This is a genomic window from Kribbella sindirgiensis (genome assembly GCF_004331435.1).
GTDB lineage: Bacteria > Actinomycetota > Actinomycetes > Propionibacteriales > Kribbellaceae > Kribbella > Kribbella sindirgiensis.
On sequence record NZ_SJKA01000016.1, the window covers coordinates 43,120 to 58,839 of the forward strand.

The 15,720-nt window shown below is 69.4% G+C and carries 13 protein-coding genes; 6 read left to right on the forward strand and 7 right to left on the reverse strand.

From position 1 onward, the window contains the following. Window positions 1-67 precede the first annotated feature (67 nt). Entirely contained in the window at window positions 68-649 is a 582-nt protein-coding gene (locus tag E0H50_RS33305; protein WP_165547388.1) for a TetR/AcrR family transcriptional regulator, read from the forward strand. On the opposite strand, the gene E0H50_RS33310 is transcribed toward E0H50_RS33305, so the two are convergent. Both E0H50_RS33310 and E0H50_RS33315 read right to left on the reverse strand, forming a co-directional pair. Further along, the gene (locus E0H50_RS33310) at window positions 615-1,733 is read right to left on the reverse strand and encodes an MFS transporter (RefSeq protein ID WP_165547389.1); all 1,119 of its coding nucleotides are present in this window, start codon (window positions 1,731-1,733) and stop codon (window positions 615-617) included. The genes E0H50_RS33305 and E0H50_RS33310 overlap by 35 nt on opposite strands. A 195-nt stretch (window positions 1,734-1,928) precedes the next feature. After that, complete coding sequence (locus E0H50_RS33315; protein WP_131294977.1) at window positions 1,929-3,239, reverse strand: BNR-4 repeat-containing protein; 1,311 nt, start codon at window positions 3,237-3,239, stop codon at window positions 1,929-1,931. 82 nt (window positions 3,240-3,321) lie between these two features. Here E0H50_RS33315 and E0H50_RS33320 point away from each other — a divergent pair, with 82 nt between their 5' ends. Continuing rightward, on the forward strand, window positions 3,322-3,954 hold the full coding sequence (locus tag E0H50_RS33320; protein WP_131294978.1) for a LysE family translocator: 633 nt from the start codon (window positions 3,322-3,324) through the stop codon (window positions 3,952-3,954). Here the strand turns inward: E0H50_RS33320 and E0H50_RS33325 are convergent, their stop codons facing one another. Then, window positions 3,955-4,527, reverse strand: coding sequence for an NADPH-dependent F420 reductase (locus E0H50_RS33325; RefSeq protein WP_131294979.1), 573 nt, complete (start codon window positions 4,525-4,527; stop codon window positions 3,955-3,957). Between the two features lie 77 nt (window positions 4,528-4,604). Here E0H50_RS33325 and E0H50_RS33330 point away from each other — a divergent pair, with 77 nt between their 5' ends. Next, window positions 4,605-5,087, forward strand: a complete 483-nt coding sequence (locus E0H50_RS33330; protein WP_202868442.1) for a MarR family winged helix-turn-helix transcriptional regulator — start codon at window positions 4,605-4,607, stop codon at window positions 5,085-5,087. A 37-nt stretch (window positions 5,088-5,124) separates the two neighbouring features. Here E0H50_RS33330 and E0H50_RS33335 read toward each other — a convergent pair whose 3' ends face one another. After that, complete coding sequence (locus E0H50_RS33335; RefSeq protein WP_131294980.1) at window positions 5,125-5,565, reverse strand: SRPBCC family protein; 441 nt, start codon at window positions 5,563-5,565, stop codon at window positions 5,125-5,127. 72 nt (window positions 5,566-5,637) lie between these two features. Here E0H50_RS33335 and E0H50_RS33340 point away from each other — a divergent pair, with 72 nt between their 5' ends. From E0H50_RS33340 to E0H50_RS33350, 3 genes are read left to right on the forward strand one after another with little or no spacing between them, the layout of a single operon-like run. Beyond that, window positions 5,638-6,177 (forward strand): hypothetical protein, encoded by a 540-nt coding sequence (locus E0H50_RS33340; RefSeq protein ID WP_131294981.1) that lies wholly within the window; start codon window positions 5,638-5,640, stop codon window positions 6,175-6,177. 12 nt (window positions 6,178-6,189) lie between these two features. Beyond that, entirely contained in the window at window positions 6,190-9,483 is a 3,294-nt protein-coding gene (locus E0H50_RS33345; RefSeq protein WP_131294982.1) for a LodA/GoxA family CTQ-dependent oxidase, read from the forward strand. 1 nt (window position 9,484) lies between these two features. Beyond that, entirely contained in the window at window positions 9,485-10,702 is a 1,218-nt protein-coding gene (locus tag E0H50_RS33350) for an NAD(P)/FAD-dependent oxidoreductase (protein ID WP_131294983.1), read from the forward strand. A 304-nt stretch (window positions 10,703-11,006) separates the two neighbouring features. On the opposite strand, the gene E0H50_RS33355 is transcribed toward E0H50_RS33350, so the two are convergent. From E0H50_RS33355 to E0H50_RS33365, 3 genes are read right to left on the reverse strand one after another with little or no spacing between them, the layout of a single operon-like run. Then, complete coding sequence (locus E0H50_RS33355; protein ID WP_131294984.1) at window positions 11,007-11,585, reverse strand: dihydrofolate reductase family protein; 579 nt, start codon at window positions 11,583-11,585, stop codon at window positions 11,007-11,009. A gap of 37 nt (window positions 11,586-11,622) precedes the next feature. Beyond that, a complete protein-coding gene (locus E0H50_RS33360) occupies window positions 11,623-12,207 on the reverse strand; it encodes a DinB family protein (RefSeq protein ID WP_131294985.1) in 585 nt (194 codons plus the stop codon). Between the two features lie 23 nt (window positions 12,208-12,230). Continuing rightward, window positions 12,231-15,653 (reverse strand): error-prone DNA polymerase, encoded by a 3,423-nt coding sequence (locus E0H50_RS33365; protein ID WP_131294986.1) that lies wholly within the window; start codon window positions 15,651-15,653, stop codon window positions 12,231-12,233. Window positions 15,654-15,720: the final 67 nt, after the last annotated feature.

The following is a 15,720-nucleotide window of genomic DNA, read 5'->3' on the forward strand; positions in this document are numbered from 1 at the left end:
GATGATGGTACCGATCGTTCTTAAGTAGGTCCAGCTCGATAAGATGGTCCGTGGAGGTGGTGGCCCGATGCCGGTCAAGGCTGGGGAACGGCTGGATCCGGAGGCGACGAAGGCCCGGATCCTGAAGGCGGCGGCGGAGGTGTTCGGCCGGCGCGGAATCCATGCGGCCGGGATCAACGAGGTCGTCGAGGCGGCCGGCGCGTCCAAACTCACCATCTACAAGAACTTCGGGTCCAAGGAAGGGCTGGTCGAGGCGGTTCTCACCGACCGCACGCAGCGGGTCCGCGCGTGGCACCAGCAGGCCGTCGAACAAGCCGGTGGAGACGCGCGCGAGCGTGTTCTCGCGGTCTTCGACCTGGTCGCGAGCTGGTACGCCGAAGCCGGGTTCCGCGGCTGCGCGATGATGAACGCGGCCACCGAGGACCGCGGGCAGGACGGCGCCCCGCGACGGCTTGCGCAGGACCATCTCGCCTTCTACCGCTCCCTGTTCGAGCGACTGCTGAGCGAGGCGCGTGAGCCGAAAGCATCGGCGCGGCAGCTGGTCGTCGTACTGGAGGGTGCGACGCTGATCAGCGCGGTGGACCAGGATCCCGGGCTGGGCGCGGAGGCACGGGTCATCGTGGAGACACTGCTCGACGCGGCATTCTGAGCAGTATGGCGACGCACGCGAGGCCGGCGCCGGCCGCCACCAGGAACGCCGCGCGGAAACCTGCGTGTTCCGCAACGAATCCGCCGAGCGGACCCGCGGCCATCACCCCGAGATCCCAGAACGACGTCATCACCCCCATCGACACCCCGGGCCGCAGACCCCGGACCCGATCCAGCGTCATCGAGACACACGCCGGGTAGACGAGCGCCAGCCCGAGTCCGGCCAGTGCGGTGAAGATCGTGGCGCCGACCGGGCCGTTCGCTTCGGCGATCCCGATCAGCGCGGCAATCTCCACGGCGATTGTCGAGGCCGCGACCACGCGTCCGCCGTACCGATCGACCATCGGGCTCCCGGCGAACCGCACCACCAGGAAGGCCGCCGCGAACACCGCCAGCGCGACGTCGTCGACACCGATCCCGTCGGCCCGCAACCGCAGCACGAGCAGCGCCGCCACCGTGCCGTAGCAGTACGCCGCCAGTCCAATAATTGCCCCTGGCAACGGGACTCCCCGCGGCACCATCTCCCGGATCGGCGTCAACCGCTCACCCCGATCCGGATCGCGCCGCGTCGTCAGGACCAGCACGGCCGACGCAGCGGACAGCGCGACGACCACCCACCAAACCCAATCTCCCACGAGAGTTCCCAGTAGTGGGCCGGCGGCCAGACCACCCCACATCGACAAGCCGAACCAGCCCGCCACTCGACCGCGCTGCGCCGTCCGCGTCCCCGCCAGGACCCAGGGCAGAGCGGCAGAGAACAGCGCCGCCTCACCCGCCCCCATCACCAGACGAGCCGCCATCAGCACGCCAAGGCTCGGCGCCAACAGTTGCCCCAGGCCCCCAAGAGCGGCCAGCACTCCCCCGATGACGACCACCGGACGCGACCAGCCCGCATCCGCCAGCCACCCCGCAACCGGTCGGCCGCACGCGGTCGCGAGGAACGCGATCCCGACCGCGGTCCCGCTCGCCAGCGCCCCGCCGCCGAACCTCTCCGGCACGTACGACGGCAACGCCTGCAAGGCGGCCCCGAACGCCAGGTACCCACACAGCACCGCCACCCACAACCGCCGCACCGGAACCGTCACCCGCAGATAATACCGCTCGTTACTATCTCCCGCCAGGCACCACCTCCCGCGCGCCCCGCCCTCGCCGAACCCCCGCCTCCTGGATGCGACCTTGGGCACCCACCAACCATTTCCATCACCGTCATTTGGTTGACCGGCGCCCAAGGTCACCGCCCCATGGTTGGCCGGAGCCCAAAGACACGCCACCCGCTGGCGTTACCTGGGTCGGTTGAGGAGGACGATCTCGCAGTCGTAGTGCTGGGAGGCGGTCATGTGGCCGCGGAACCACAGCAGCGGGACTCGTGCCGGGTCGCCGGGAGCGACGATCGGACGGAGGTTGTCGGCGGTCGAGTTCTCGGTGACCGGCGTCCACGCCCACGTGGTCCCGCCGTCCGCCGTACGGGCGTGAAAGATCTCGTGGTGTTTCAGCGCGGCGCCGTCGCGGGGGTCGATAGGGGTGGAGACGTAGAGCGAGTCCAGGTCGTAGGGGTCGATCGCGACCAGGCCGGTGTAGTCGTTCTCGTGCGGCAGGAGACCGTGCCCGGCCTTGGCCAGTTGATGCACCTGCCAGGTCCCGCCCGGAGCAAGGCGCGCGTAGAAGAAGCGGTGATCCGGCACCGGATGATCCCGCGCGAAAGCGTCTTCTGGTGTTTCCGGTACGTCGTGGCGGGCGAGCAGGATCGCCGCGACGGTGCCGTCGCCGGTGCGGCGGATGTCGACCGTCCAGCAGTGCGTCATCGGCTCGCCGTCCCAGACCGAGTCGGCAGCGAGGACCGTGGTCAGTTCGACCTGCGACGGCGCGTCGGCGTCCAGCGCGCTGTGATCCAGGGCTCTGGCATCCACCACCGTCCCGTCGGTCCGGTGCAGCGCCCCGGCCTCCAGGTACCCGTGGTAGATCGAGTTGTTGTAGTCGCGCGGGTGGTGATCCGTCGTGATCAGATCTACGCGCGTCGGCGTGGAGACGTAGCGCGTGTAGCCGTTGACGTAGCCGATCTTCGGGCGGGTGAAGAGCTTCCCGGCGTACGTCCAGGTGTCACCCTCGTCGTCCGACACCAGCGCGCACGGGTCGTCGTTGACCGCTCTCGCGAAGCAGTACAACCGGCCGTCGAGTTCGTGCAGGTTCGAGTACGTGACGCCGCGGCCGCCGGTGAACTCGCTCCAGTCGAACGACTGCTCCGGGCCCCACTTCCGCGGATCGCCCGGCTCACTCACCCGCCACCGCGTCAGGTCGTCGGTCTTGTGCTTCGTGTACACCGCCAGCCAGCGCCCGTCCCGGCGTCGCCACAACGCCGGCACGTCATGATCGTCGGCCTCGAACCGCTCATGCAGTATGACGACCTCCACCGATCCGGTGCGCAAATCCACCACACTCAGCTCGACATTGCCGGCCCGTGCGTCTCCCCCGGGCCCTTCCGGCGCCGCGATCGACCCGACGACGAGCACGCCGCCCTCCGGATCCACCACCGCCCGCTCATCCTGGAACCAGCACCAAGCACCGTTGTCGTTGATCACCCGAGCCGCATCCATGGCCACTCAGTCTGGCAGCAAACCGGTCTCATGGGTAAGCGCTTGCCACGATGTGGTCATCTCCTCGTGCGACGATCGGAGGATGCCGATCGATCAGCACCTTCTGCTCGCGTTCCTGCTGACCACGACGATCGCGATGATCACGCCCGGACCGGACATGCTGTTCATCCTCGGCTGCGGGATGCGGAGCGGGCCGCGGGCAGGGCTGCTGGCGACGGCAGGGGTCGCGACCAGCGAGGCGGTGCACGTCGCGGTGGCCGCGGCCGGGTTGGCCGCGTTGTTCGCGGCGGTGCCGGTCGCGTTCACCACGGTGCGGATCGTCGGCGCGGCGTACCTGGTCTACCTCGGTGTGCAGATGATCCGGCACCGCAACGATCCCGTCGACGAGACGCCGGCCGGCCAGGCCGCGATGTCGGGGCGGAAGGCCTACCTCGCCGGGCTGACCACGAACCTGCTGAACCCGAAGATGGTCACGTTCACGATCGCGTTCCTGCCGCAGTTCGTGGTGCCGTCGCGGGGTCAGGTGTGGCTGCAGTTCGTGGTGCTCGGGGCGATCCTGATCGTGCTGGAGTTCCTGGTCGACGGGACGGTCGGCCTGCTGGCCGGGCGGATCGGGAACTGGCTGCGCACCCGGCGTACCGCCCGGCGCCGGATCGACACCGCCACCGGCGGCATCTTCATCGGACTCGGCGTCCGTCTCGCCCTGCTGCGTTAGTCAGTTCAGGCTGAATCCGCCGGTCCACGCGACCTGCTCGCCGACGGCGAGTGTCAGCTGGAGGAAACCGGCCGCTTCGAGCTCGCGGGCGCGCTTGAGCGAGCCGGCGTCGACGGCCTGCAGACCGCCGGCGGAGACGATGCCCACCAGCAGCGCCTTCGCGTCGGCGTCATCACCCGCGACCAGGACGGTCGTCGGCGCGTCGCCGGCCTTACCCGTGGCGACCGTGGCGGCGAAGTTGGTGTTGAAGGCCTTCAGCACCTTGGAGTCCGGGAGCTGCTCGGCCAGCTCGGCGGCCGCGGAACCGTCCGCGGGAACCACCAGCGAGTCGAAGGTCTCGAAGTTCAGCGGGTTGCTGATGTCGACGACGACCTTGCCGGCCAGCTGATCGGCGCGGTCGGCGAGCACCTGACCGAAGGCCGGGTACGGCGTCGCGAGGATCACGACCTCACCGGTGACCGGCTTGTCCTTGTCGGTGGAGTTGAACAGCTCGACGGTGTTGCCACCCTTCGCGACGACGGCCGCGATCGCCTGTCCCATGTTCCCGCTGCCGATGATGCTGACGTGCGTCATACTCGCTCCTTTTGGTTGTACCTTCAACCATCACGATAGCGCAGGATGGTTGTAGCTACAACCATTACGATGGTGTCGTGAGCACACGGTGGCTGGACGACGCGGAGATGACGGCCTGGGTGCGGCTGGCCGCCGTCCTCGAACTGCTGCCCGGTGTCCTCGACTCGCAACTGCGACGGGACGCCGAGCTGACCCACTACGAGTACTACGTGCTGGCGATGCTGTCCGAGGCGCCGAAGCGGACGCTGCGGATGACCGCGCTGGCGCAGCGGACCAACGCCACGCTCCCCCGGCTGTCACATGTGGTGAAGCGCCTCGAGGACCGCGGGATCGTCGAGCGGTTCCCCTGCCCGGAGGACGCCCGCGCCACCAACGCGCGGCTGACCGCGGCCGGCTGGAAGAAGATCCGCGCGACCGCGCCCGGTCATGTCGAGACGGTCCGGCAGCACGTCATCGACGTACTCACGCCCGAGCAGATCACCCAGCTCGCCGCGATCACCGGCGCGATCCTCGAATCGGTCGACCCCGACGGCAACCTCAGCGCGGTGTATCGCCGCTGAGATCCAGCATGACCTTCGACGCGACGGCGCGGTCGTCTCACCGCGCCTCGAGCAGCTCCTTCAGGCGCGCAAGATCCTTGCCGTTCGCCCGCCGCATCGCCGCCGCCATCAACGGCCCCGCCACCCCGGCGAGCCCGCTCGGCTCACCACGGTTCCGCAGTGTCATCCGGGTCGCCGCCTCGCCCACCGGCACCCATTCGTAGCTGGTCTCCATCGGAAACGGCCCCTGCGCCGTACGCATCACCAGCCGCCGTCCCGGGACCAGCTCGACCACGTCGTACGTGTACGCCAGCCGCCGCCCCAGGAACTGCGCGACGAAATCCATCCGCGACCCCACCGCGACCGGCGGTTCCGTCTGCCACACCACCGACTCGATGTTCGCGTACCACTGCGGCGCGTTGGACGGATCCCCGGCGTACTCCGCCACCGTCTCCACCGGACGCTCGATCACGATCTCGGTCAGTACGTCGACTGTCATGGCCGCCTCCTGCAACCGAATGTATCGCCGGGAGCCGCGGATGCCTCCGTTCGTGTAGGGGGAGGAACCGTCATGAGCAACACAGTCGGGCCACAACGCAAGCGCACCACCACCGGCGTACGGCGGAGCTCGCGGCGCGTGATCGTCGCGATCAACATCATCGAGGCCGTCATCGCCCTGCCGTGCCTCGTCGCGGCGTACGGGCTCGCGGAGCACCTCGTCGCGGCCCAGGAGACCGCCGGACCGCACCAGGTCGTCAGCCAGTCGGTCGCGCATCTCGCGATCACGCTGAACATGAGTCTGCTGATCGTCGGCGCGGCCGCCGGGGCGGTCGGCAGCGTGATCCAGCAGAGTATGGCGTTCGCTCGTAACGCCGCACCGGATCATCCGGTCGCCTGGTACGTCATGCGGCCGCTGTGGTCCGCCCTGCTCGGTTCGGTCTCGGTGATCGCCGTCAACACCGGCCTGCTCAGCATCGGCGACGACACCACGTCGAGCGCCGCGGTCGCCGTCCTCGTCCTGACCGGCTGCCTGGCCGGCCTGTTCACCGACCAGGTCTTGCGCCGTCTCCGCCGCATGCTCGACCGCGGCCCGCGTCCACGTACCAACTAGGGGGAGCACAGAATGGCCACGACGTACAAGATCCATCCGGCGATCGGCATCGCCCGGGTCGGCAACAGTCCGGACGAGTTCTTCGTCGGACCGGAGCACCTCGGCGAACGACCGGAACCACCGGGCGGGTTCAAGGACGCCCAGTGCCGCGTCAAACGGCAGGCCGCGCGCTTCCGGATCTTCGCGCACCACGACGACGGCAGCGTCGAGGAGATCGACGACGCCGCCGCCGAGATCTCGTGGACCGTTCACCTGGTGAACGCCAAGGCCGCGCACCCGAACCGCGGCAACAGCGAGCCGATCGGTCAGCTCACGATCGACCCGGGTGCGCGGACCCTGACCGGGCCCGATCAGCGCGAGCTCTTCGACACCGGCACGATCGATTTCTCCGGCGAACCGTCGGTAACCGTGCCGCTCGGCGAGATCCGCAGCGACGACGACAACCACCTGCTCGTCCTCGGCGGCCACGGCGCCGCCGCGTCACCGGCCGGCAACGTGATCGGCAGCTTCTGGGGAAACGCCGGCTGGTACGACGACGTGTCGGACGGACCGGTGACCGCGACGGTCACCTTGCGCTCGGACAACTCGACGCCGTCGGTCGAGGGCGCCTGGGCGATCGTCGCGCCGCCGAAGTTCGCGCCGCACCAGGACAGCGTGACCACGCTCTACGACCGGGTCCTGCAGCACATGATCGACCTCGGGCACGTGCCCGCGCCGACCACGACGTCGTACACGAACGACGTCTATCCGATCCTGCAACGCGCCCGCGACATGCGGTGGGTGGAAGGGATCTTCGGCGCGCACAGCTGGCCGGATCCGGTGACGTCGCAGCCGCTTGTCGACGCGATCTTCGCGCGGCTGGACCCGCCCGGCGACATGCCTGCGCTGAACGGGAGCGACTCCGCGCTGACGCCGACGCAGTACGCGCACATGCAGCGCTGGCAGGCCGGCAACTACACGGCCGACTGGGCCGGAGTGCCGGAACCGCAGACCGACCTGACCCCGGACGGGATGGATCGCGCAGCCCTCGAGGCCTGCGTCGGCGGCGCGTTCTTCCCCGGGATCGAGGCCGGCGGGCTGTCCGCGGGCGACCGGCCGATCATCGAGACGACGTACACCGCGGCGTTCCGGATCTCGTCCACCGCCGGCGCGATCAGCCAGGCGATGGCGCTGCCGTGGCACGCCGACTTCAAGGCGTGCGGTGACAACTGGTGGCCGGTGCCGCGGCCGAACGACGTGATCGTGCAGGACACCGGCAGCCCGGGTCGCTGGGATCGTGACGTCGCGAGCATGGACGACATGGTCACGCTGTGGCACACGCTCGGGTTCGTCGTCGAGCAGGGCGCCGAGCACGTCGAGGTCGAGCACTGCGACGAGTCGTCGATCACGCTGCTCACCCCCGAGCTGCGTTTCGTCGACGTACCGCAGGGGCCGATGGGCATGGTGCGCGAGGCCGCGCTGGCGGTCAGCTTCGAGGTGCTGTCGCCGGGATCCGCCGTCACGCTCGACTACGCACCCGGAGGTGCGCCGGCGCATCCGCAACTGGTGGCCGCCACCACGTCGGTCACCGTCGGCCCGACCGCGCCGAACGGCGTGGCGACCGCCCGGTTGTGGGTCGTGTACCGGACCGGCACGGCGCCGTCGTCCATACCGCCGCAAGTACTCACGGTTCGCGAGGCCGCGTCCGGCCAGACCTGGGACGTGACAGTCACCGGGAACACGGTCGCGCGTACGACGGCCGCCACCGCGCTGGTACTGGATCGCTCGGGCAGCATGAGCGAGGACCGCGGCGACGGTCAGAGCAAACACGTGGCGCTGCAGCAGGCGGCGAACATCTTCGTCGACCTGATGCTCGAAGGCGACGGTGTCGGCATCGTCCGCTACAACGAGGACGCGCAGCCGTTGCAGTCCGTCCTCGAGCTCGGCGCGGGCGGGCTGTCCGACGTGAACCGCAACGCGACCCACGACACGATCAACGGCACCGGCCTCGATCCGCAGGGCGCGACCTCGATCGGCGACGGCATCTTCGAGGGCCGCGCGCTGCTCGACGCAGCACCGCCGTACGACGTGAAATCGCTGGTCGTCCTCACCGACGGCATCGAGAACAGTCCGCGGATGATCTCGGACGTCGCCGCGCAGATCAACGAGCGCACGTACGCCGTCGGACTCGGTCAGCCGCAGAACATCAGCGTGCCCGCGTTGCAGACGATCTCCGGCAACAACGGCGGGTACCTGCTGGTGACGGGCGCGATCACCACCGACAACAGGTTCCTGCTGCAGAAGTACTTCCTGCAGGTGCTGGCGGGGATCAGCAACGCCGAGGTGGTGCTCGACCCGGACGGTGAGCTGAGTCCCGGCGCGGTGCATCGCATCCCGTTCCAGCTCTCCGACGGTGACTCGGGTGTGGACGTCGTACTGCTGACGCCTCGTCCGGAAGCCGTCGACTTCCGGCTGCAGACACCCAACGGTCTGCTGATCGAACCGTGGCGGGCGCAGGCCGAGCCGGCGATGCGGTACGTGACCGGCGACGGCGTCGCGTACTACCGGATCACACTGCCCGTCCAGCTCCGGCCGGGCCGTTTCGACCAGGCCGGGACCTGGCACGCGTTACTGACGATCGGGCGACCGCATACTGGGAGGACCCCTGATGACTCCGATGGCGTCGACCTGTCGATCCTCCGCGGCCGGGCCAACCAGCCGGTGCGACCGGCCGCACCCACGCGGCGCCCGTTCGAGTTCGAGCGCGCCTTCGCGGTCGCGAACGAACCGGCCGGAGACGAGCAGCAGCCGGGACGGCGTGGCCTTCCGTACAGCCTGGTGGTGCACTCCTACTCGAACGTGTCGCTGCGCGCCGTGGCCGACCAGCGATCCTTCGAGCCGGGCGCCCAGGTGACTGTGGGAGCCACGCTCACGCAGTCCGGCGTGCCGGTCGAGGGCGATCCGTCGGTCTGGGCCGATGTCACGCGCCCGGATGGTTCGTTGGTGACGCTGAGCCTGGCTCCGGTTGGGCCCGGGGAGTTCGCGGGGACCTTCGGTACGACGCTGCCTGGCGTCTACCGGATCCGCGTACGCGCCCGCGGCCGTACTCGCGTGGGCCGGCCGTTCACGCGGGAACGTACGCTCACCGCGGCCGTGTGGCGCGGCGGTGACAACCCACCAATTCCTTCTGGTGGTGACACCTTCTGCGAGTGGTTGTCCTGCCTGTTCAAGGACGGGGTCATCGACGAGAAGCTGATCGAGCGGCTGCGGCGGCTCGGGTTCGACCTCGACGCACTCCGCAAGTGCCTGCGCGGTTGCGGCTGCTGACGTGATCGACACGGTCACGACGTACGACGTCGTTGTCGCCGGCGGAGGCCCCGCCGGCGCAGCGACCGCCCTGCGACTGGCACGTGCGGGACACACTGTCGCGTTGCTGGAGCGCAGCCGGTTCGACCGTCCGCGGGTCGGCGAAACGCTTGCCCCGAGCATCCAACCGTTGCTGCGGGATCTCGGGATCTGGGAGCAGTTCGTTGCCTTGGGCCCGTTGCCGTCCTGGGGCACCCGGAGCATCTGGAGCAGCACGGAACCGGCCGCGCACTCGCATCTCGAGAACGGCTACGCCAGCGGCTGGCATGTCGATCGCCGGCTCTTCGACCGGATGCTCCTTGACGCGGCCGCCGACGCCGGGGCATGCGTGTCCCTCGGCACGTCCCTTGTCGGCTCCCGGTACGACGCCCTGTGGCAACTCACCTGTTCTGGTGGCCGTCGCCTCACAGGCCGGGTCCTGATCGACGCGACCGGCCGCTCGGCCACTATCGGGCGGTCGCTCGGTGCCCGTCGCATCGCCTTCGACCGCCTGGTCGGGATCACGGCCCAATGGAACGGCGTGGACGTCGCCGCCGAGCAGTACCTGCTGATCGAGTCGGTCCCTGACGGCTGGTGGTACACCGCGCCCCTTCCCGGGAACGCGATGGTCGGCATGTTCATGACCGACGCCGACATCTGCCGCCACCACAACCTCACCGCCCCGAACCCCTGGCGCACCCACCTCGCATCCACCACTGCAACCGCCCTCCGCCTCGACACCGCCCTCCGCCTCGACACCGCGCTCCGCCTGGGCACCGCGCTCCGCCTGGGCACCGCACTCCGCGGCGACACCGCAACCCACCTCGGCCCGACAACCCGCTCAACTACGTCCGACGGCGTACGCCTGCCGACCACTCCCCGGGTGTACTCCGCTGCCAGTCATCGGCTCGTCCGGCCCGGCGACACCCGCCCCTGGCTCACAGTCGGCGACGCGGCGCTCGCCGTCGACCCCATCTCAGGCAGCGGCGTACCCCGGGCCCTCCGCACCGCCGAAGCCGCCGCAACAACCGCCGCCCGCCTGCTGACCCACCCCGCCGACCCCGCCCCCCTCACCACCTACGAGTCCACCCGCAACGCCGAGTGCACCACCTACCTATCCACCCGCGCGGACTACTACGCCGTAGCCCTCCCCCACCCAACCCCCTTCTGGACCCGCCGCCGAACCCTCACACCAGCCTGAAGCTGGTGTCTTGCGCCGCAAGTTCGCGTCGTCAGTCGATCCTGACGCGATCGCGGCCCGCCCCACAGAGCCCGCACCCCGACCAGCACGGCTCCGTCCATCAACCTCCCCAAACCGGTTTGGGGAGGTTCGCGGACGGGACTGGGGAGCGCTACTGCCCGTTCCGGGAGGGTAGAACTCCCCAAAGCCCCCTTCGTCGCATTGCCGGTCGTCTTTGTGCACGGCTCGACCACGAAACTGGCCCGGGGATGGTTGGTGGGTACACAAAGATGCCATGGGCACTGGACGCCTCCGGCTGAGGACGCTAAGGGTGGAGGGTCGGGCGGTAGGTGAGTTCTTGGGTGTTGCCGTCGAGGGTGCGGGTCTCGAGCAGTTCGAGGTCGAAGTCGGCCGCGCCTCCGAACACCGGATCCACCCCGGTCCGGCCGGTGATCACCGGAAACACCGTCACCTGAACGCGATCGACCAGGCCGGCGGCCAGCAGCGCCCGGTTCAGCGACAAGCTGCCGTGCGACCGCAACGGCACATCGGACTCTTCCTTCAGCCGGGCAACGATTTCGACGGCGTCTCCGCTCGCCACCGTCGCATCCGGCCAGTCGAGCGGCTCCCGCAGCGTGCTCGACACGACCGTCGCGGGCAGTTCCCGCATCCGGGTCACCCACGCATCCCGAGCCTCGTCGCCCTCGGCACTCGCCGCCAGCATCTCCGCATGCGCCCGGTACGTGGTGGCTCCGAGCACCATCCGCAACTCCCCCGCGTACAAGGCCAGCCGCCGCTCGAGCAACTCCGGCCCCTGCTTCCCCCAATACCCACCCCAGTCACCGGTGTGCGCCCCGAACCCATCGAGGCTGGAAAAGACGTCGAACGTATAGGTAGCAGTCATCACGCTCTCCTCAGGTACGTCGGCCGTCAGCAGCCGCTCACCCCTGCAACGAACTCCCCACGCCCGATCCGACACCGAGACGCAGATAGAGATCCCGAAGCAAGCAGATCTCCGCGCCGTGGTGGATCAGTTCGATGTTGGCGTACAGCATCTTCTTCGCCATCGGCGCGTGGGCGAACGCGAGCGGTTCCCCCTGCGGCTCGGCGAGTCCCGCCGTTCCCATCCGGCGTACGCCGTCGATCCAGATTCCGTACTCCGCATCAAGCTGCCGCAACGCCTCCTCGGCAGTCCCCGCGTAACAGTACGTCTGCTCACTGACCGCCGTACGGCCGAACTGCTTCCCGTTCGTCGACGCCAGTCCACCGATCAGGTGCGCCATCCGCCAGGCAATCGTCGTCACCGGCTCCAGCTCGTACGGCGGCTCGGCGTAGTCCATCGTGAACTCACCGGCGCCGAACGAGATCGGCGCCGAACTCTCCCCACGCCGACTCACCGTCCAGCAGTCAGCCACCGGCTCCCAGAAATACTCGTCATCCCCCAGCCCCTCCAACCGAGGCCTCAGCCGCCCCTGCCAATGCGCGTCGATCTGATCAACCACCTCAGCACCCCAGTCAACATCCATCCCCAGACCGTACTGTCACGAGGTCAGCGGAAGTCGCGGGATTTGGTGCGGGCGGCCAGCGGGAGGCGTTGGAGGTGGTCGGCGGAGAGGTTGGTGACTTCGCCGGCGCGTTCTACGCGGCCGCGGATGATCATGGCGGCGGCGTTGCGGGCCACGGCGGCGTGGCGGTGCCAGCAGCCGACGGTGATGACGATGTTCGCCATGCCGGTCTCGTCCTCGAGGTTCATGAACGTGACACCCGAGGCGGTGGCGGGGCGCTGGCGATGGGTGACCACACCGGCGACCCGGACGCGGGCGCCGTCAGGAGCCTGGCGAAGTTCGGCCGCGGACAGGATGCCGTCGGCGCGGAGCCGGTCGCGGACCCGTTGCATCGGATGGCTCGCGGTGGTGATCGAGGTTGACCACAGATCCGCCATATCGGCCTCGATGTCACTCATCCCGGGCAGCGTCGGCGGCGGGCCGGCCGCGGTGATCCCGGCCAGTTGCCCCGGACGCTCCTCGGCCGCCCGGCCCGCCTCCCACAAGGCCTGCCGCCGGTCGAGCCCGAAGCAGTCGAACGCCCCCGCGGTCGCCAGCGCTTCGACCTGTGCCGCGGTGATCCCGGTACGCCGGACCAGGTCGGCCATCTCGGTGAACGGCCCGCCCCGCTCCCGCTCCTCGACGATCAGCTTCGCGCCCTTCTCCCCCACGGTGCGTACTTCGGCCAGCCCGAGCCGGACCGCGAACGCCCCGTCCCTGCGATGCACCGTGGTGTCGAACGGCGCCCGCGGATCGAACGGACCCACCAACGGTTGCGGATCGGCCAGACACGCGTCGAGACCGGTCGGCCCGGTCAGTTCCTGCCCCTCGACCAGCAGCTCGAGCCCCGCGTCGACCCCCGAGAGCTCCAGGTGCGGACGGCGTACCTCGACACCGTGCCGGCGGGCGTCGGCGACCAGGGACTGCGGTGAGTAGAACCCCATCGGCTGCGCCCGGAGCAGCGCGGCCAGGAACGCGGCCGGATAGTGCAGCCGCAGCCACGTGCTGGAGTAGACGAGCAGCGCGAAGCTGATCGAGTGCGACTCGGCGAACCCGAAGTTCGCGAACGCCTCGATCTTGGCGTAGATCTCGTCGGCCAGCTCCCCGGTGATCCCGTTACCCGCCATCCCGGCGTACAGCTTGTCCTTCAGGGACGAGATCTTCTCGATACCGCGCTTGGACCCCATCGCGCGGCGCAGCAGGTCGGCCTCGTCGCCGTCAATCTCGCCGACCGCCATCGCCATCTGCATCAGCTGCTCCTGGAACAGCGGCACGCCCATGGTCCGCTCCAGCACCGGCTGCAGCTTCGGGTGCAGGTAGGTGATCGGTTCCTCCCCGGTCCGGCGGCGGATGTACGGATGCACGGCGCCGCCCTGGATCGGGCCGGGCCGGATCAGCGCGATCTCGGTGACCAGGTCGTAGAACCGCCGCGGTTTCAGCCGCGGCAGGGTCGCCATCTGCGCGCGGGACTCCACCTGGAACACCCCCACCGAGTCCGCGTGGCAGAGCTGGTCGTAGACCCCGGCCTCCTCCCGCGGGATCGTGTGCAGCTCCCACGACTCCCCGATCCGCTCGCGGACCATGTCCAGGCAGTACTGCAGCGCGGCCAGCATGCCGAGCCCGAGCAGGTCGAACTTGACCAGCCCCATCCACGCACAGTCGTCCTTGTCCCACTGCAGGACCGTGCGGTTCTCCATCCGGGCGTGCTCGATCGGCACCACCTCGCCGACCGGACGCTCGGTCAGCACCATCCCGCCGGAGTGGATCCCCAGGTGCCGCGGGAACTTCAGCAGCTCGGTCGCCATCCCCACCACTTGCGGCGGGATGTCGTGCTCGGTCGACGTGATCTCCGGGCTCCAGCCGTCCACCTGTTTCGACCACGCGTCCTGCTGACCGACGGAGTACCCCAGCGCCTTGGCCATGTCCCGGACGGCGGACTTCGGGCGGTACGAGATCACGTTCGCCACCTGGGCGGCGTTGTGCCGGCCGTACTTGGAGTAGACGTGCTGGATCACCTCCTCGCGGCGTCCGGAGTCGAAGTCGACGTCGATGTCCGGCTCCTCGGCGCGAGTGGTGGCCAGGAACCGCTCGAACGGCAGGTTGTAGAGGATGCTGTCCACCGCGGTGATCCCGAGCGCGTAGCAGACCGCGGAGTTCGCCGCCGATCCCCTGCCCTGACAGAGGATCCCGTGATCGTGGGCGAACCGGACGATATCCTCCACGATCAGGAAGTACCCCGGGAACTCCTTCTCCTCGATCACGGCCAGCTCGCGGGTCAACCGCTCGTACGCGTCCGGGCGTTGTTCGCGGGTCCCGTACCGCTTCGCGGCGCCCTCGAAGGTCAGGTGCCGCAACCACGACATCGGGGTGTGCCCGTCGGGTACGTCGCGCAACGGCAGCTTCGGTTTCGCGCGGGCGAGGTCGAACGCGAGCTGGTCCGCCAGCGTCACCGAGCGCGCCACCGCCCCGTCGTACCGCTGGAAGCGGGCGGTCATCTCCGCGCCGGAGCGCACGAACGCCATCCCGCTCGACGGCAGCCAGCCGTCCATCGCGTCCAGGTCGCGACGGGCCCGTACGGCGGCCAGCGCGGCCGCCAGCTTGTGCTGGGCCGGGGTCGCGTAATGAACGTTGTTCGTGGCAACTACCGGGAGGCCGCGGTCGGCGGCCAGGCCGGCCAGGACCCGGTTCCGCGTGGTGTCGGCGGGGACGTGGTGGTCGATCAGCTCGACCACCACCCGGTCCTTGCCGAACAGCGCGGTCAGCCGGTCCAGCTCGCGGCCGGCCGCCGCCGGACCGTCGGCATGCCCGCCGAGCTCCAGCGCCTGCCGGACCAGCCCCTTGCGGCAACCGGTCAGGATCACCCAGTCGCGACCGACCGAGGCCAACTCCTCCAAGACGTAGACCGGCTTCCCCTTTTCTCCGCCGGCAAGCTGCGCCTCGGTGATGGCGCCGGCCAAGGCGTGATACCCCTCCTGCCCCTCGGCCAGCACCAGCAGGTGACTGCCCTCAGGGTCGGCCACCCCGTTCTGCGGACCGGTCAGCCCCAGCGACAGCTCCGCCCCGAACACGGTCGGCATCGAGTACGCCGCGGCGGCCTCGGCGAACCGCGCCGCGCCGTAGAACCCGTCGTGATCGGTCAGCGCCAGCGCGTGCAGCCCTTGCCGGACAGCGGCCTCGACCAGATCCTCCGGCTGCGAGGCGCCGTCCAGGAAGGAGAAGTTCGAGTGGACGTGGAGCTCGGCGTACGGCACCGAATGCTCCGGCCGGGCAGCCTTCGAAGCCACATACGGCCCCCGATGCTGCGACCACGCCGGACTGTCCCCACCGTCCCCCGTCACCGGCCGCCCACCGTGACTACCCGGCCGCGACCGATCCGAGAGCCGACGCTCCAACTCGGACCACTTGATCGGCGGGTTGTTGTACCCCATGACCACATATTAGAACAAGTGTTCGACGGCCGCAAAACCTGAGGCCTGACACTCCACCCCACTCCAT